This window comes from Yokenella regensburgei, assembly GCF_003634235.1.
In the GTDB taxonomy this organism is placed as follows: Bacteria; Pseudomonadota; Gammaproteobacteria; order Enterobacterales; family Enterobacteriaceae; genus Yokenella; species Yokenella regensburgei.
Window position 1 is genome coordinate 117,697 of sequence record NZ_RBIZ01000003.1, and the last position, 17,722, is coordinate 135,418.

At 56.3% G+C, this 17,722-nt stretch carries 17 protein-coding genes; 11 read left to right on the forward strand and 6 right to left on the reverse strand.

Annotated features, from left to right (window positions below; all coding sequences use genetic code 11):
* Window positions 1-9: 9 nt before the first annotated feature.
* The 3 genes from C7387_RS00575 to C7387_RS00585 all read left to right on the forward strand — a co-directional run bounded on the left by C7387_RS00575 (window position 10) and on the right by C7387_RS00585 (window position 3,674).
* Entirely contained in the window at window positions 10-1,188 is a 1,179-nt protein-coding gene (locus C7387_RS00575) for a sugar diacid recognition domain-containing protein (RefSeq protein ID WP_120815836.1), read from the forward strand.
* Between the two features lie 66 nt (window positions 1,189-1,254).
* Window positions 1,255-2,523 (forward strand): GntP family permease, encoded by a 1,269-nt coding sequence (locus C7387_RS00580; protein WP_006821130.1) that lies wholly within the window; start codon window positions 1,255-1,257, stop codon window positions 2,521-2,523.
* 2 nt (window positions 2,524-2,525) lie between these two features.
* On the forward strand, window positions 2,526-3,674 hold the full coding sequence (locus C7387_RS00585; protein ID WP_120815837.1) for a glycerate kinase: 1,149 nt from the start codon (window positions 2,526-2,528) through the stop codon (window positions 3,672-3,674).
* Window positions 3,675-3,704: 30 nt separating this feature from the next.
* Here the strand turns inward: C7387_RS00585 and bcp are convergent, their stop codons facing one another.
* On the reverse strand, window positions 3,705-4,175 hold the full coding sequence (bcp, locus tag C7387_RS00590; protein WP_006821128.1) for a thioredoxin-dependent thiol peroxidase: 471 nt from the start codon (window positions 4,173-4,175) through the stop codon (window positions 3,705-3,707).
* On the reverse strand, window positions 4,175-4,747 hold the full coding sequence (locus tag C7387_RS00595; RefSeq protein WP_038254924.1) for a glycine cleavage system transcriptional repressor: 573 nt from the start codon (window positions 4,745-4,747) through the stop codon (window positions 4,175-4,177). The genes bcp and C7387_RS00595 overlap by 1 nt, the downstream gene beginning before the upstream one ends.
* Window positions 4,748-4,900: 153 nt before the next feature.
* Here C7387_RS00595 and dapA point away from each other — a divergent pair, with 153 nt between their 5' ends.
* The 6 genes from dapA (at window position 4,901) to ypfH (ending at window position 11,454) form a co-directional block, all read left to right on the forward strand.
* On the forward strand, window positions 4,901-5,779 hold the full coding sequence (gene dapA, locus C7387_RS00600) for a 4-hydroxy-tetrahydrodipicolinate synthase (protein ID WP_006821126.1): 879 nt from the start codon (window positions 4,901-4,903) through the stop codon (window positions 5,777-5,779).
* Window positions 5,780-5,795: 16 nt separating this feature from the next.
* Window positions 5,796-6,830, forward strand: a complete 1,035-nt coding sequence (gene bamC, locus C7387_RS00605; protein WP_038254922.1) for an outer membrane protein assembly factor BamC — start codon at window positions 5,796-5,798, stop codon at window positions 6,828-6,830.
* A gap of 110 nt (window positions 6,831-6,940) precedes the next feature.
* Window positions 6,941-7,654, forward strand: a complete 714-nt coding sequence (gene purC / locus C7387_RS00610; protein ID WP_006821124.1) for a phosphoribosylaminoimidazolesuccinocarboxamide synthase — start codon at window positions 6,941-6,943, stop codon at window positions 7,652-7,654.
* A gap of 136 nt (window positions 7,655-7,790) precedes the next feature.
* Window positions 7,791-8,660, forward strand: a complete 870-nt coding sequence (ypfJ, locus tag C7387_RS00615) for a KPN_02809 family neutral zinc metallopeptidase (RefSeq protein ID WP_120815838.1) — start codon at window positions 7,791-7,793, stop codon at window positions 8,658-8,660.
* 9 nt (window positions 8,661-8,669) lie between these two features.
* The gene (locus C7387_RS00620; protein ID WP_120815839.1) at window positions 8,670-10,679 is read left to right on the forward strand and encodes a tRNA(Met) cytidine acetyltransferase TmcA; all 2,010 of its coding nucleotides are present in this window, start codon (window positions 8,670-8,672) and stop codon (window positions 10,677-10,679) included.
* Window positions 10,680-10,755: 76 nt separating this feature from the next.
* Entirely contained in the window at window positions 10,756-11,454 is a 699-nt protein-coding gene (ypfH, locus tag C7387_RS00625) for an esterase (RefSeq protein ID WP_006821121.1), read from the forward strand.
* Window positions 11,455-11,490: 36 nt separating this feature from the next.
* On the opposite strand, the gene C7387_RS00630 is transcribed toward ypfH, so the two are convergent.
* Genes C7387_RS00630 through C7387_RS00640 form a run of 3 tightly spaced genes read right to left on the reverse strand, consistent with a single transcriptional unit; the run spans window position 11,491 to window position 13,204 of the window.
* The gene (locus tag C7387_RS00630; RefSeq protein WP_006821120.1) at window positions 11,491-11,691 is read right to left on the reverse strand and encodes a YpfN family protein; all 201 of its coding nucleotides are present in this window, start codon (window positions 11,689-11,691) and stop codon (window positions 11,491-11,493) included.
* 26 nt (window positions 11,692-11,717) lie between these two features.
* Window positions 11,718-12,845 (reverse strand): succinyl-diaminopimelate desuccinylase, encoded by a 1,128-nt coding sequence (dapE, locus tag C7387_RS00635; protein ID WP_006821119.1) that lies wholly within the window; start codon window positions 12,843-12,845, stop codon window positions 11,718-11,720.
* 2 nt (window positions 12,846-12,847) lie between these two features.
* Window positions 12,848-13,204, reverse strand: coding sequence for an ArsC family reductase (locus C7387_RS00640; protein WP_040903812.1), 357 nt, complete (start codon window positions 13,202-13,204; stop codon window positions 12,848-12,850).
* 351 nt (window positions 13,205-13,555) lie between these two features.
* Here C7387_RS00640 and ypfM point away from each other — a divergent pair, with 351 nt between their 5' ends.
* Window positions 13,556-13,615 carry a protein YpfM gene (gene ypfM / locus C7387_RS00645; RefSeq protein WP_001386977.1) on the forward strand — a complete coding sequence of 20 codons (60 nt, stop codon included), beginning with the start codon at window positions 13,556-13,558 and terminating at the stop codon, window positions 13,613-13,615.
* A gap of 82 nt (window positions 13,616-13,697) precedes the next feature.
* Here the strand turns inward: ypfM and acrD are convergent, their stop codons facing one another.
* Window positions 13,698-16,811, reverse strand: a complete 3,114-nt coding sequence (acrD, locus tag C7387_RS00650; protein WP_006821116.1) for a multidrug efflux RND transporter permease AcrD — start codon at window positions 16,809-16,811, stop codon at window positions 13,698-13,700.
* 231 nt (window positions 16,812-17,042) lie between these two features.
* Here acrD and nudK point away from each other — a divergent pair, with 231 nt between their 5' ends.
* Window positions 17,043-17,618: a GDP-mannose pyrophosphatase NudK gene (gene nudK, locus C7387_RS00655; protein WP_006821115.1), complete on the forward strand. Its 576-nt coding sequence runs from the start codon at window positions 17,043-17,045 to the stop codon at window positions 17,616-17,618.
* Window positions 17,619-17,722: the final 104 nt, after the last annotated feature.

Genomic DNA, 17,722 nt, shown 5'->3' on the forward strand with positions numbered 1-17,722 from the left:
AGAAAAGGAATGAAGAAGCGATATTTAAAGGACTACACCGCACGGCAGATTGTTGAGCGGGCAATGCGCATCATTCCTTACTCGGTCAACGTCATGGATGAGCATGGCATCATTATCGCCTCGGGGGAGCCATCGCGCCTGCATCAGCGCCATGAAGGGGCCATTCTGGCGCTCAAAGACAACCGGGTGGTGGAGATAGACACCGCCACCGCGGCCCAGCTCAAGGGCGTTCGCCCGGGCATTAACCTGCCGGTCTCTTTTCACGGCCAAATGATTGGCGTGGTCGGAATTACCGGCGAGCCGGGTGAAGTGCGCGCCTACGCCGAACTGGTGAAGATGGCCTCTGAGCTGGTTATTGAACACATGGTGCTGATTGAGCAGAAAGAGTGGGATAAGCGCTATCGGGAAGAGCTGATCAATCAGCTCATCATGCGCGAACCGCCGCCGGAGTCGTTACACTCGATGGTCTCTTATCTGGGGATCGACCTGCGCCAGCCGCGGGTGGTAGCGATAATTGAGCTGCGTCAGCCCGATCGTGAGGCGCTGCGCAACCTGATGGAGTACTTCGAAAACCGCGCCCGCGATCACCTCGTGACCTTCACTGATTTCAACGAACTGATCATTATCAAACCTATTAGCCGCAAAGACGGTAACTGGGATCTGGTGCAGGAGATGAAAGATCTCCAGTGCTTCAAATCCTGGGCCAGCAGTTCGGGTTTTAGCCGCATTGTGGTTGGCGGCTACTTTTCCGGTGACAATGGGCTACACCGCTCGTGGCAAACCGCCCGGGCCACCCAGGCGATGGTGAAACGGCAGAAGGTAAAAAACCAGTACGTGTTCTATCACGACTATGCCTTACCGGCGCTGTTAAGCGACGTCTCGGAGAGCTGGCAGGTGCAGGAGCTTTCAAGGCTCTGGCAACATCTGGTTGAACACGATGCCAAAGGAGTGCTGCAACAAACCCTGCGCGAATGGTTTGCGCATAACTGTGACCTCTCTCAAACGGCGAAAGCCCTGCATATTCATGTCAATACGCTTCGCTATCGTTTGCAGCGCTGCGAAGAGATTACCGGTATAAAAATCAATAACCTGAAAAGTATTCTTTGGTTATTTATTGGCATGGAGCTGCAGTGTCAGGCTGTAGAATCCCACAACTTAGCCCCCCGGACACCGGCAAAAGTTCGTTAAAACCTCCAGTTTCGTTATGCGGCTGATTTCCCATACTGCGCGGGTCAATTAACGGAGGCGCATCACATGACGTCGATTTCCACTCTCGGAGCTATCGCCGCGCTGGCGGTAGCAATCATCCTCATATTACGTAAAGTTTCGCCCGCCTACGGCATGATGGCCGGGGCGCTGATCGGTGGTCTTATTGGCGGTGCATCCCTCGTCGAGACCGTTACCCTGATGGTGACGGGCGCGCAGGGGATCACTAACGCGGTACTGCGCATTCTTGCCGCGGGCGTACTGGCCGGGGTGCTGATTGAGTCCGGCGCGGCAAATACCATTGCTGAAACGGTAGTCAGAAAAGTCGGTGAAACCCGGGCGCTGCTGGCGCTGGCGATTGCCACCCTGTGCCTGACGGCGGTTGGCGTGTTTATCGATGTAGCGGTCATCACCGTGGCACCGATTGCCCTCTCTATTGCTCATCGCGCCGGATTGTCAAAAGCCGCCATCCTGCTGGCGATGATCGGGGGCGGGAAAGCCGGGAACGTGATGTCGCCCAACCCGAACACGATTGCGGCGGCGGATGCTTTCCACGTGCCGCTAACCTCGGTGATGATGGCTGGCATCATTCCGGGTCTCTTCGGTCTGGCTATGGCATATTTCCTCGCGAAACGTCTCACCCGTAAGGGCAGCCCGGTTACCGCAGAAGAGGTGATTACCAACGCCAGCACCCACGGTCAGCCGGGGTTCCTGGTTTCTATCAGCGCGCCGCTGGTAGCGATTGTGCTGCTGTCGCTGCGTCCTGTTGCCGGGATTGCGATTGATCCGCTGATTGCGCTGCCGGTCGGCGGCCTGATTGGCGCCGTGCTGATGGGGCGTGGTCGTCAGGCAAATCACTTTATGGTGTCCGGGCTGAGCCGTATGGCGCCGGTGGCCATTATGCTGCTGGGTACCGGGACGCTCGCGGGTATTATTGCGAACTCAGAATTAAAAGATGTGCTGGTTAACGGGCTCACGGCCTCCGGGCTTCCGTCATACCTGCTGGCGCCCATTTCCGGTGCCATTATGTCGATGGCGACGGCGTCTACCACAGCGGGTACCGCGGTGGCTTCCAGCGTGTTTGCGCCTACACTGCTTGAACTGGGCGTCTCTGCGCTGGCGGGTGCTGCGATGATCCACGCCGGTGCTACGGTGCTGGATCACCTGCCGCACGGCAGCTTCTTCCACGCCACTGGCGGTAGCGTCAACATGGCAATTCATGAGCGTCTGAAACTGATGCCTTATGAAACGCTGGTGGGCTTAACCATCGCGTTTATCTCGACTCTGATGTTTGGTGTATTTGGACTGGCAGGATAACTATGAAAATTGTAATTGCCCCCGATTCATTCAAAGAGAGCCTGTCCGCACTGGAAGTGGCGCAGGCGATTGAAGCCGGTTGCCGTGAAATCTGGCCGGATGCGGAATACGTCAATGTGCCGATGGCCGACGGCGGCGAAGGTACGGTGGAGTCGATGGTGGCGGCAAGCCAGGGTCATTTTCGCCACACGCCGGTAACCGGGCCACTCGGTGAAACGGTATCTGCGCGCTGGGGCATGATGGGGGATGGCAAAACCGCGGTTATTGAAATGGCGGCAGCTTCTGGCCTGCATTATGTTGCCCCTGAGCTGCGCAATCCGATGAAAACCACCAGCTTTGGCACCGGGGAGTTGATTCGCGCAGCCCTCGACGAAGGGGTAGAGCACATTATTCTCGGCATCGGCGGCAGCGCCACCAACGACGGAGGCGCCGGGATGATGCAGGCGCTTGGCGCACGCTTGCTGAGCGCCGGGGGCAGTGAAATTGCGCATCGTGGTGAAGCGCTGGAAGCGCTGGTCGCGATTGATTTATCCGCCTGTCATCCGCGTTTGCAGCACGTCACACTGACGGTGGCGTGCGATGTAAACAATCCGCTTTGTGGTCCGCAGGGCGCCTCGGCGGTGTTTGGCCCGCAGAAGGGAGCCACCACCGAGATGGTGGCAAGGCTCGATATCGCGCTGGCGAACTGGGGAACTATTATTCACCGTACCACCGGGCGGACCGTGCTGAACGCACCGGGAGCGGGCGCCGCTGGCGGAATGGGTGCTGCACTAATGGGGCTTCTCAACGCCACGCTGTGCGCTGGTGTTGAGATTGTTATCGACCGTCTGGGGCTGGAAGCCCAGGTGAAGGACGCGGACCTGGTGATCACCGGCGAAGGACGGCTCGATAGTCAGAGCATTTGCGGTAAAACACCGATTGGCGTCGCCCGGGTGGCGAAGCGCTACCACAAACCGGTTATTGCCCTGGCCGGTGGGTTACGTGAGGACCACGGCGTGGTGCACCAGCACGGCATCGACGCGGCGTTCTCGATACTCACTCAGGTTGTCACGCTCCCGGAGGCGCTGGCAGAGGCCAGAACCAATCTGCAGGTCACAGCCCGCAACGTGGCTGCAGTCTGGGAGATGGGACGGCAGTCGGTCGTGCGTTAAAAAAACCGCCCTTCGGGGCGGTTTTTTGTATCAGGCGCTTTCTTTCAGCCAGTTCAGCACCACGTCGTGGTGATTGCTGGTTTTGAAGTCATCAAACACGTGTTCGATTTTGCCGTCGGCATCAACCAGGAAGCTGATGCGGTGAATTCCATCGTAGGTTTTGCCCATAAAGGACTTCTCGCCCCAGATACCAAACTGTTCGCAAACCTGATGGTCTTCATCAGACAGCAGCGTAAAGTTCAGCAGCTCTTTTTCGGCGAAACGTGACAGTTTTTCTGGTTTATCGGTGCTGATACCCAGCACTTCGACCCCGGCTTTTTTCAGCTCATCCATATTGTCACGCAGACCGCATGCCTGGACGGTACAGCCGGGGGTCATAGCTTTCGGGTAAAAATAGACCAGAACACGCTGTCCCTGGAAGTCGGTCAAATTTACTTGCTCGCCGTCTTGATCGGGCAGGCTAAATTTCGGTGCGATGTCACCGGCTTTCAGTGGGTTCATTACACAACTCCATCTTGTTCATCATGCTGTGAATAATTGACGATGTTTATACTGCCTTGTGCGTGCAGTTCTGTACATAGGGCTTTGAACGCTTGCTCGATATTTGACGCATCCTGTGACGCCGGGCTATGGGCGGTTATCTGGATAAACAGTTGTGCGGCAACGTCATTTTCGCCCGATTGGGTACGAGACACCAGCTCGGCAATATTGGTGTCATGGGCGTCAAATAGCGCAGTGAAGCGCTCAATAATGTGAGGTGAGTCCGGTACCTCGACCTGAACCCATACCGTTGACGGCATGGCCGGGCGCGGACGAGCGGTAGTGCGCTTCATCACGATCAACAGATCCAGCTCGGCCCCTTTCAACGGCAAGGTAGATTCAATCAGCGTAATCGCATTCCAGCTACCGGAGAGCAGCATGATGAAGGTGAACTCATCGCCAAGCATCGCCAGACGGCTGTCTTCAATGTTACAGCCGCAGCTGCTGACGTGGCGGGTGATCGTATTGACGATGCCAGGTCGGTCGGCGCCCAATGCGGTGATAACCAGATAGTGTTGTGAGGAGGCTGTCAAACCTGTTCTTCCTGTCAAAGGTGAGGTAATCATTAGGAAAGCATAAAAAAAACCGGCATACAACATCCACAACGGCTCTGGTCTCTTGCTTTTATTACAAGACCAAACGTACCATTGAGACTCTTATCTGCACGTCTGCTCAGAGGATGGCCCATGTTCACGGGAAGTATTGTAGCGCTTGTCACGCCGATGGATGAAAAAGGTAATGTCGACCGGTCAAGCCTGAAGAAACTGATTGATTACCATGTCGCCAACGGAACCACGGCGATTGTTTCGGTAGGGACTACCGGTGAATCTGCCACGCTGAGCCACGAAGAGCACGGCGATGTAGTACTGATGACGCTGGAACTGGCGGATGGACGCATTCCGGTGATTGCCGGTACTGGTGCAAATGCTACCGCCGAGGCGATCAGCCTGACCCAGCGCTTCAATGACAGCGGCATTGTCGGCTGCCTGACGGTTACGCCGTATTACAATCGCCCAACGCAGGAGGGGCTGTTCCAGCACTTCAAAGCGATTGCTGAACATACTGACCTGCCGCAAATTCTGTATAATGTGCCATCACGTACCGGCTGTGACATGCTACCGGAGACCGTGGGTCGCCTGGCAGAAGTAAAAAATATTATCGGTATTAAGGAAGCTACAGGGAACTTAAGCCGCGTTCACCAGATCAAAGAGCTGGTTTCAGACGACTTTATCCTGCTGAGTGGCGATGATGCTACCGCGCTGGACTTCATGCAGCTCGGCGGTCATGGCGTGATTTCGGTCACCTCAAACATTGCCGCGCGCGACATGGCGGAAATGTGTAAACTGGCGGCTGCCGGTAAGTTTGCCGAGGCGCGCGTGATTAACCAGCGTCTGATGCCGTTACACAATAAATTATTTGTCGAACCCAATCCGATCCCGGTGAAATGGGCCTGTAAGGAATTGGGACTTGTGGCAACCGATACGCTGCGCCTGCCGATGACGCCGATTACCGACCACGGTCGCGATGTCGTCACCGAAGCGCTTAAGCATGCCGGTTTGCTGTAAAGTTTAGGGAGATTTGATGGCTTACTCAGTACAGAAGTCGCGCCTGGCGAAGGTTGCGGGTGTTTCGCTTGTTCTGCTCCTCGCGGCCTGCAGTTCCGATTCGCGCTACAAGCGCCAGGTGAGCGGTGATGAGTCCTATCTGGATGCAGCACCGCTTGCTGAACTGCACTCGCCAGCTGGGATGATCCTGCCGATTCAGAACGGCGATTATAATATTCCTGTTGCTAACGGTAGCGGCGTGGTCGGTAAAGGGCTGGATATTCGCCCACCAGCACAGCCGCTGGCGCTGGTAAATGGCGCGCGCACCCAGTATGTCGGCGATACCGCTACGCTGCTGGTGGAAAGTGGCCGTAGTGGTTCACTGTGGCCGCAGGTGGTAAGCGTGCTTCAGGCGAAGAACTACACCATCACTAAGCGCGATGACTCGGCACAAACGCTGACCACCGACTGGGTTGACTGGAACCGCCTGGATGAAGATCAGCAGTACCGTGGTCGCTATCAAATCTCGGTGAAACCGCAGGGCTACCAGCAAGCGGTGAGCGTGAAGCTGATTAACCTTGAGCAGGGCGGCAAGCCGGCCGCTGACGCCGCATCCATGCAGCGTTACAGCACCGAAATGCTGAACGTTATCTCCGCAGGCCTCGATCAGCGTGCAACGAATGCGCAGAATGCGGCGCAGAGCCGTGCTGGTGCTACCTTCGACGTGCAGAGCGCGGCGGATGATACCGGTCTGCCGATGCTGGTGGTACGCGCACCGTTCAACCAGGTCTGGCAGCGCCTCCCGGCAACGCTTGAGAAAGTGGGCATGAAAGTGACCGACAGCACCCGTTCGCAGGGCAGCATGGCGATTACCTATAAGCCTATCTCAGACAGCAGCTGGCAGGAACTGGGCGCCCGTGACCCGGATCTCGCTTCCGGCGACTATAAACTTCAGGTTGGCGACCTCGATAACCGCAGCAGTCTGCAGTTCATCGACCCGAAAGGCCACACCCTGACGCAGTCGCAAAACGATGCCCTGGTAGCCGTATTCCAGGCCGCGTTTAACAAGTAATTTTGCAGGGCTGGAGCAATCCAGCCCTTTTTTCTGTATAGTGACGCAAACGTGTGCGTCGGCAGAAAAACGCCAATTTAATAGCTTTAATCTCACTGGAGTGAAAAAAGATGCAAAAGCAAGCTGAGTTGTATCGCGGTAAAGCGAAAACCGTTTACAGCACGGAAAATCCGGACCTGTTGGTGCTCGAATTCCGTAACGATACGTCAGCAGGAGACGGTGCGCGCATTGAGCAGTTCGATCGTAAAGGGATGGTGAACAACAAGTTCAACCATTTCATCATGAGCAAACTGGAAGCCGCGGGTATCCCGACCCAAATGGAAGCGCTGTTGTCTGATACCGAAAGCCTGGTGAAAAAACTGGAGATGGTGCCGGTAGAGTGTGTGGTGCGTAACCGTGCTGCTGGTTCCCTGGTAAAACGCTTGGGGATTGAAGAAGGTATCGAGCTGAACCCGCCGCTGTTCGACATGTTCCTGAAGAACGATGAAATGCACGACCCGATGATCAACGAATCCTACTGCGAGACCTTCGGCTGGGTGAGCCAGGCACACCTTGCGCGTATGAAAGAGCTGACGTACAAAGCCAACGACGTGCTGAGCAAACTTTTCGATGACGCGGGCCTCATCCTGGTCGATTTCAAACTGGAGTTCGGCCTGTACAAAGGTGAAGTTGTGCTGGGCGACGAATTCTCTCCGGACGGTAGCCGTCTGTGGGATAAAGAGACGCTGGATAAAATGGACAAAGACCGTTTCCGTCAGAGCCTCGGTGGCCTGATTGAAGCCTATGAAGCGGTTGCGCATCGTCTGGGCGTTAAACTCGACTGATTCTGCTCCCCGCCAGCACTCAGGGGATGACGTATCTTCTGAGTGCTTCTGCTACCTTTCATACTGTTTTCTGTGGTAATCCTGCCGCTAACCGCCTACGATCTTATCTATTATTCATAGAACGTTTGAGGTAGTTATGCGTTGGCAAGGGCGTCGCGAAAGCGACAATGTAGAAGACAGAAGGAATGACGCAGGGCCTCCGATGATGGGAGGGCGCGGATTCCGCCTGTCGAGCGGCAAGGGCGGAATAATCCTGCTGGTGGTGGTGCTGGTCGCTGGCTATTACGGCGTTGACCTGACCGGCCTGCTGACCGGGGAGCCAATGTCTCCGCAGTCTTCCTCGCAGCAGCGCTCCATCAGCCCTAATGACGATGAAGCGGCAAAATTCACCTCCGTTATCCTCGCTACTACGGAAGATACCTGGGGACAAATCTTCGAGAAGATGGGCAAACACTATCAGCAGCCGCATCTGGTCATGTACCGCGGTGCAACCCGCACCGGCTGCGGTACCGGTCAGTCGGTGATGGGGCCGTTCTACTGCCCGGCTGACAGCACGGTGTACATCGATCTCTCTTTCTATGACGACATGAAGCGCAAACTCGGTGCTGATGGTGATTTCGCCCAGGGCTACGTGATTGCTCATGAAGTGGGCCACCACGTACAGAAGCTGCTGGGTATTGAGCCTAAGGTGCGCCAGATGCAGCAAAATGCCTCGCAGGCGGAAGTGAATCGTCTTTCTGTACGCATGGAGCTGCAGGCTGACTGCTTTGCGGGGGTCTGGGGCCACAGCATGCAGAAGCAGGGTGTGCTGGAAACCGGGGATCTGGAAGAAGCGTTGAACGCCGCTCAGGCGATTGGCGATGACCGTCTGCAGCAGCAGAGCCAGGGACGTGTGGTCCCGGATAGTTTTACCCACGGGACGTCTCAGCAACGTTATACCTGGTTCAAGCGCGGTTACGACAGCGGTGATCCGAGCCAGTGCAACACCTTTGCCGCACAGAACTGAGGGTAGTCGATGTCCTTCAGGGGATCTCTCGCCGCACTCACGGCGAGTATGCAACGGGAAGGCATTCGTCGCCTGCTGGTATTGAGCGGCGACGCACCGTGGAGTCAGCAGCAAGCGCTCGCGTTGCGCGATGCGCTTCCTGGCGACTGGCTGTGGGTGGGCCCAGAGCCTATTTCTGAACCTTCGTGCCAGCCCTCTGCGCTGGTCACGCTGCTCGGGCGCGAGTTTCGGCATGCGGTATTTGACGCCCGCCGTGGTTTTGATGCCGCGGCCTTTGCCGCCCTCGCCGGGACTTTGCAGGCGGGGAGCTGGCTGGTCCTGCTGGTACCACCGTTTACAGAGTGGCCAAATACCCCAGATAACGACTCACTGCGCTGGAGTGAGACGGCGCAGGCGATTGCGACCCCCCATTTTGTTGCCCATTTCTGCCGCGTGATCTTACAGGACTCGCAAACGCTGGTCTGGCGTCAGGAGTCTCCCTTCACGCTGCCTGAATTCCCTCCGCGCCCTACCTGGACATCTGCAAACGGTGAGCCCGACAGCGAGCAGCAGGAAATCTTACAGACATTGGCGGATTGCTCCCCCGGAGTAATGGTGGTGACGGCAGAACGTGGACGCGGTAAGTCAGCGCTGGCGGGAATGCATATCCGCAGCCTTGCAGGTAGTGCGATGGTGACCGCTCCGGCGCGGGCCGCCACCGACGTGATGGCCCGCTTCGCCGGAGACGCTTTTCAGTTTATGGCACCGGACGCGCTGCTGGCGTCAGAAGTGAAGGCCGACTGGCTTATCGTCGACGAAGCGGCGGCGATCCCGGCCCCGCTGTTGCAGGCGCTGGTTGCCCGATTTCCTCGTACGTTACTCACAACCACCGTTCAGGGCTACGAGGGAACCGGGCGCGGCTTCCTGCTGAAGTTCTGCGCAGGCTTCCCGAAGCTGCGTTATCTGACGCTCAGCGAGCCGGTGCGTTGGGCATCCGGGTGCCCGCTGGAGGCGGTGGTGAGCCAGGCGCTGCTCTTTGATGACGAGAGCTTTAGCGAAACCCTTCGCGGGCCGCTTAAGTTCTGTGCCGTTGAACCGGAAGCCTGGTTCAGCGCACCCGAGCTGCCGCAGGCGATGTATCAGCTGCTCTCCGGGGCGCATTACCGCACGTCGCCTCTCGATTTACGCCGAATGATGGATGCTCCGGGCCAGCACTTTATGGCGGCGCAGTGCGACACTGGCCTCGCCGGGGCGCTATGGCTGGTGGATGAGGGGAACCTCAGCGAAGCGCTCAGCCGGGCTGTATGGGCTGGATTTCGTCGCCCACGCGGCAATCTGGTGGCGCAGTCGCTGGCAGCGCACGGGGGGAGTCCGCTGGCGGCAACCCTCAGCGCCCGGCGCGTTACCCGGATCGCGGTTCACCCTTCGCGTCAGCGTGAGGGAACAGGGCAGGCGCTGATAGCACAAGCGCTGGTCGCGCATCAGGATGTGGATTATCTCTCCGTGAGTTTTGGCTACACGCCGGCGCTGTGGCGCTTCTGGCAGCGCTGTGGTTTTACCCTCGCGCGTATCGGCACTCATCGGGAGGCCAGTAGCGGTTGCTATACCGCGATGGCGCTGCTGCCGCTAAGCACTGCCGGGAAAGCGCTGGCGCGGCATGAACATCAACGTCTGCGTCGCGACGCTTTGTGGCTCGCCCCCTGGCTTGATGAAAAGCTGCCGCTGGAGGCTTCTGACGACGCTATGCTTAATGATGACGACTGGCAGGAGCTGGCAAGCTTTGCGTTCGCCCACCGTCCGCTGATGACGGCAATTGGATGCCTTAACCGGCTTCTACTGGCGGTGGACTTAGCGTTACCTGCGCTGCGTGGACGGCTGCAGCAGCGTAGCGAAACGGCGCTGTGTGCGGAGCTGGGCCTGCACGGGCGTAAAGCGCTGCTGGTGCGTCTGCGCGAAGAGGCCCGGCAGGCACTCATGGCGCTCGATGCCGCCCGAACCGACTCATGGCGCCATCAGATAAACCAGCTGCAATTTTTTTAACGAACTCATTCAGTTAAATGGCATGGTCATTATTCGCATGGGGCGTACACTGCCTGCATAGTCTAAGGAGACACCCATGAAACATGAACACTTTGTCGTCCAGAGCCCTGCCACACCTGCCCAACAGCTGTTGCTGCTGTTTCATGGCGTTGGTGATAACCCGGTCGCGATGGGCGAAATTGGCAGCTGGTTTGCGCCTTTGTTCCCGGACGCGCTCATTGTCAGCATCGGCGGCGCCGAGCCGTGTGGGCCAGGGCCGGGTCGTCAGTGGTTTTCGGTGCAGGGCGTAACGGAAGAGAATCGTCAGGCGCGGATAGATGCCATTATGCCAACGTTTGTTGACGTGATTCGTTACTGGCAAAAAGAGAGCGGCGTCGGCCCGCTTGCCACCGCACTGATTGGCTTCTCTCAGGGGGCTATCATGGCGCTGGAGGGGGTGAAGGCCCATGGAGATTTGGCCTCACGAGTCATCGCCTTCAATGGCCGCTACGCAACGCTTCCCCAGACGGCGAATACCGCAACGACCGTGCATTTGATTCACGGTGGCGAAGACCGGGTCATTGAGCTTAAGCACGCGGTTGCGGCAGAGGATGCGCTACAGAATGCCGGTGGCGATGTGACGCTGGATATCGTAGATGAGCTGGGTCATGCCATTGATGACCGCAGTATGCAGTTTGCGCTCGACCATCTGCGTTACACGGTGCCGAAGCATTACTTTGATGAAGCGTTGAGCGGCGGAACGCCGAAAGACGACGATATTATTGAAATGTTGTAAGCGATCCCCTCTCCCAAAGGAGAGGGGACAACACGGTTACTTCTTCGGCTGGTCTTTGTTCGGCCAGTCGTCGTCATCATCCCACTTATCGTTAAAATCACGATGCGGCGGGAGATCTGGCTTGTTTGCCAGGAATTTTTTGTGATCGACGCGTTTTAGATCTTTGATCACGTTCAGGATCACCCCTACCAGAAACACCAGCACCAGTATCCACCAGTATTTAGCCAGCCATTCCATGTGCGTTACCTCTCAGGTTATTGCTGTTAAGCGACGAGCTGTTCCATGATCCGCTGATACATGCGGGCAAGCAGTTGCAGGTCGGCCGCGTTGACGCATTCATTAATTTTATGAATGGTGGCGTTCACCGGACCCAGTTCAACAACCTGCGCGCCCATGCGGGCGATGAAGCGTCCATCAGACGTACCGCCGGTGGTTAACAGCTGTGGTTTTATTTCATTATAGTGTTCAATGGCGTTCACCACCGCTTCGACCAGCTTCCCGCTTTCGGTCAGGAACGGCTGACCAGAGAGCCACCAGTCAACACTGTAGCGTAGCTGATGCTTATCAAGCAGCGCCAGGACCTGAGTTTTGATCATCTCATCGGTCAGTTCGGTGCTGAAACGGAAGTTGAACTGCACAAACAAATCGCCCGGGATAACGTTGTTGCTACCGGTTCCGGCCTGGATGTTTGCCACCTGCATGCTGGTCGGCGGGAAGAACTCGTTGCCCTGATCCCACTCAATGGCTACCAGCTCGTTGAGCCACGGCGCTGCACGATGAACCGGGTTATCGGCCAGGTGCGGATAGGCTACGTGCCCCTGCACACCATGGATAGTCAGGTTGCAGGTGAGCGAGCCGCGACGGCCATTTTTCACCACGTCGCCAACCACGGCGGTACTGGAGGGTTCGCCCACCAGGCAGTAGTCCAGGCGTTCACGGCGCGCCATCAGCGTCTCGACCACTTTGACCGTCCCATTGGTTGCGCTGGCCTCTTCATCAGAAGTGATGAGAAATGCCAGGCGACCGCGATGATGAGGATGCTGGGCAACAAAACGCTCGGCGGCAACCACCATCGCGGCTAAAGAGCCTTTCATATCGGCGGCGCCGCGACCAAACAGCATACCGTCACGAATGGTTGGTTCAAACGGCGGGTTGATCCAGCGATCGGCATCACCGGCGGGTACCACATCGGTGTGACCGGCGAACGCCAGGGTCTCACCTTTACCGCGCCAGGCCCAGAAATTCTGGGTATCGCCAAAGTCGAGTGCTTCGACGGTAAAGCCAATCTGGCGCAGACGTTCAATCATCAGCGCCTGACAGCCCGCATCGTCGGGGCTGAGAGAAGGGCGGCGAATAAGCTGCTGTGCCAGCTCAATGACCGGGCAAGACATAACTACACCTCACTAGCGAACTGCTGGTAACTGGAATCACTGAAACCCAGCAGCATAGGCTTACCGGGCGCGCAGAGCAATGGGCGTTTGATGATAGCTGGCATTTCCAGCATCAGCGCGGCGGCGGCATCGGCGTTGTTGATACCCGCGCGTACTGATTCATCGAGCTTGCGCCAGGTAGTACCGCGCGTGTTAAGCAGCGCTTCCCAGCCTAGTTCAGCGATAAATGTGCGTAATAATTCATCATCGAGACCATCCACGCGATAGTCGTGGAAGCGGTACTCTACCTGGTGTTCTTCCAGCCAGCGGCGGGCTTTCTTTATGGTGTCGCAGTTTTTAATCCCGTACATCGTTGTCATGTTAAATTCCTTGTGGGGAAACAGGTAAATTATCCAGGTTTTTAGAATGAGATAATGGCGAAGAATAATACTCGAAATCGCCCGCCAGGTATAATTCTCCGGCCTTAAATGCCTGGTCATGCAGTTTAAAATAAAATAGCATTTTCTGTCGTCGGAACAGATAGTTCCGATAAATTTCGACTATTTCAAAATATTGCCATAAGTCACAGTAAATTTACGGGTTCATGGCCATATTGATGGCATGCCAGCAGGCATCAGGCACAGGGAGCCGCTATCACAGTCATTGATTAAATGTTCTTCACATCTGTCTTACCGTTACGTAAAATGCGCATAATAATAAGAGAGGCTTTTATGATCGAACGTGAACTGGGGAACTGGAAAGATTTTATCGAAGTGATGCTTCGTAAATAATTTCGGGAAGAATAGCGAATGCGCTACCTCTAAAAATGAACCTGTAAAAAGGGCGGCTTTGAAGCCGCCCTTTTTATACCTGTTATTTAGGCCGTTCCTGCAGCGGGAAGCGTCGGCGTACCAGTACAAAGAACAGCGGTACGAAGAAGATGGCAAGGACGGTTGCGGAGATCATCCCGCCCATCACGCCGGTACCGACCGCGTGCTGGCTGGCAGAGCCTGCACCTGAGCTTGTCGCCATCGGTAATACCCCAAAAATAAAGGCGAGCGACGTCATCAGAATCGGACGCAGACGCTGGCGGCAGGCGTCAAGCGTTGCGGTGAGCAAATCTTCCCCTTTCTGATTGAGCTCGTTGGCAAATTCCACAATCAGAATGGCGTTCTTCGCCGATAGCCCAATGACCGTCAACAGGCCCACCTGGAAGTAAACGTCGTTTTCCAGCCCACGCATCCAGGTGGCAAGCAACGCGCCGATAACCCCCAGAGGCACCACCAGCATCACCGAGAACGGTACCGACCAGCTTTCATACAGCGCGGCCAGGCAGAGGAACACGACCAGCAACGAGATGGCATACAGCGCCGGAGCCTGCGCCCCGGAGAGACGCTCCTGGTAGGACATCGCGGTCCATTCCAGACCAAAACCAACCGGCAGCTCTTTCACCAGGTTTTGCATGATGTCCATTGCGGTGCCGGTACTGACTCCAGGTGCCGCTTCCCCGATGATCTCTACCGCTGAATAGCCATTGTAGCGTTCCAGACGCGGTGAGCCGCTGTCCCAGTGCGAGGAGGCGAAGGAGGAGAAGGGCACCATGGTGCCGCTGTTGTTCCGCACGTACCACTGATAGATATCATCCGGCAGCATGCGATATTTGGCTGCCGACTGAACGTATACCTTCTTCACGCGGCCACGATCCATAAAGTCGTTAACGTAGCTCGACCCCCAGGCGGTTTGCAGCGTGTCGTTGATGTCGTCGATAGATACGCCAAGCGCCTGTGCCTTGCGCTGATCGATATCCACCTGCAGCTGCGGGCTGTCGTCGAGGCCGTTGTGGCGCACACGGGTCAGGCGCGGATCCTTCTCGGCAAGGTTCAGCAACCGATCGCGGGCAGCCATTAGTGCATCATGCCCGGCGCCGGCGTGGTCCTGCAGCTCCATATCAAAACCGGCAGAACTCCCGAGTCCGCTGATGGCGGGCGGGTTGTTGGCAAAGACTCGCGCCTCTTTAATCTGGTCGAAGGCTTTGGTCGCTCGTTCGATGATGGCGAACGAAGAACCGGTTTTCGGATCGCGTTCTTTCCAGTCTTTCAGACGGATAAACATACGGGCAACGTTCTGCCCGTTCCCGCCCGGGCCGGAGCCGACGGTGGCGAAAATTGAGCTGACCGTGTCTTTTTCATGGGTGAAGAAGTAATCCTCAACTTTCTTCATGACCTTCATCGTTTGCTGCTGGGTAGAGCCGCTCGGCAGCTGAATGGAGGTGAGGAACATACCGCGGTCTTCCTGCGGCAAGAACGAGGTTGGCAGGCGCAGGAACAGGAACACCATGCCGCCCAGCAGCAGGACGTAGAGAAGGAGTCCGCGCAGACTGCGGTGGAGAATTTTGCCCACGAAGGTTTCATAGCGTGATGCGCTGGCGTTAAAGACGCGGTTAAACCAGCCGAAGAAGCCGCGCTGGCCGTGATGCTCACCTTTATTGAGCGGCTTCAGAAGCGTGGCGCAGAGCGCCGGAGTGAGGATCAGCGCCACCAGTACCGACAGCACCATTGCCGAAACAATAGTCACCGAGAACTGGCGATAAATCGCCCCCGTGGTACCGCCGAAGAAGGCCATCGGGATGAAGACGGCGGAGAGCACCATGGCAATCCCCACCAGCGCGCCCTGGATTTGCCCCATCGATTTTCGCGTCGCTTCCCGGGGCGAGAGTCCCTCTTCGCTCATGATACGTTCAACGTTTTCCACCACCACGATGGCGTCATCCACCAGCAGACCGATGGCGAGCACCACCGCGAACATGGTTAGCGTGTTGATACTGTAGCCGAGCGCATAGAGGATTGAGAACGTCCCCATCAGTACCACCGGTACGGCGATGGTCGGAATCAGCGTCGCGCGGAAATTCTGCAGGAACAGATACATCACCAGGAACACCAGCAGAATGGCTTCCAGAAGGGTTTTTACCACATCGGTAATCGAGGCTTTGACAAACGAAGTGGTCTCGTAGGCCACCTTGTACTCAAGGCCATGCGGGAAGTACGGCTTGAGTTCATCAAGGCGTTTAATCACCTCTTCTGAGGTGGCCATTTCGTTTGCGCCAGAGGCCAGCTGAACCCCAAGCCCGGAGGCGGGTTTCCCGTTGAAAAGACTGAGATAGTCGTAGCTCTCCGCGCCCATTTCGACGGTCGCGACCTGGCCTAACGTGACCAGCGAGCCGTCCGGATTTACGCGCAGCGTAATATCGCGGAATTGTTCTGGCGTTTGCAGCAGTGACTGAGAGTTAATGGTGGCGTTCAGCGCCTGCTTATCGATGGAGGGCGTTCCACCCAGCTGTCCGACCGCGATTTGCGCGTTTTGTGAGGAGATAGCGTTGGTAACGTCTTTTGCCGTCAACTGGAAGCTATTGAGCTTGGCCGGATCGAGCCAGATGCGCATCGCATACTGCGAGCCATAGGGGTTAATACTCCCGACGCCGTTGACGCGGCTCAGTGGATCCTGAATGTTACTCGCCACATAGTCAGCGATATCCTGCTTATCCATGCTGCCGTCGGTCGAGACGAAGGCGATGGTGAGAATGTTGGTATCACCGGTTTTTCTGACCGTTACCCCCTGATTCTGCACCGCCTGAGGCAGCTTACTCAGCGCCGACTGCAGCTGGTTTTGCACCTGCTGCATGGCCTCGTTTGGATCGGTACCAGCGGTGAAAGTCAGGGTGACGGAGGCCTGACCGGAGGAGCTGCTCTGTGATGACATATACATCAGGTTGTCGAGCCCGGTCATATTCTGCTCGATAACCTGTGTAACCGTGTTCTCCAGCGTTTGTGCAGAAGCGCCAGGATAGTTGGCGGTAATTCGCACGTTCGGCGGTGTCAGACTGGGATACTGTTCAACAGGTAATGACACAATGGCCAGTGTACCGGTTAAACACAGCAAGATGGCCAATACCCAGGCAAAAATGGGGCGATCGATAAAGAAATTCGCCATTGTAATCAGGACCTCATTTTACTTGTTTTTTTGTTATCGCAACGCTTCGAACACTGTAGCCGCAAGGGCTGAAGTAATCGTGGAGAAAAAAAGGAGTTAATGTAAATAATCATACGTCTTTACCGCGTAGATATACAAAACTCTGAATTTTTTCTGTCCTCGATGACAATGTTGACGGCGAAGGGGGTCTGAGGCGTACACTGGAGAACCGCTTAACGCTGTGGAGCTTCCATGTCGCTCAATATCCATGTTATCAAAGATAAAATCCTCTCCGAAAATTACTTTGTTTTACGTAACATCACCTACGAGCTGAGTTTGTCCGGCGGAGAACCGCTGCGTCATAAGCGCGAGGTGTACGATCGCGGCAACGGAGCCACCATTCTGCTTTATAACCGTGATAAGAAAACGGTGGTGCTGGTGCGTCAGTTCCGTATTGCGACCTGGGTTAATGGTAACGATGATGGCATGCTGATTGAAACCTGCGCCGGACTGCTCGACGACGATGAACCAGAAGCCTGTATCCGCAAAGAGGCGGTAGAAGAGACCGGCTTTGAGGTGGGCGACGTGCAGAAGGTGTTTGAGCTGTACATGTCTCCGGGCGGCGTCACCGAGCTTATCCACTTCTTCATTGCTGAATATCAGGAGAGCCAGCGCGCCAGCGCCGGTGGTGGCGTGGAAGATGAGGCCATTGAAGTGCTGGAGCTGGCGTTCGAACAGGCGCTTCAGATGGTGCGCGAAGGGAAAATTCTCGACGGTAAGGCGGTGATCTTACTGCAATATTTAAAAATGTCGGGTTTAATGGATTGATTTTGTTAAGAAAAATAGCACCTGATTTACATCACGCTATCCGACAAATCTGATTGAGCGTTGCCGCTTCGCCAGTGAAGATACAGACTTGTAAGTTGGTGTTT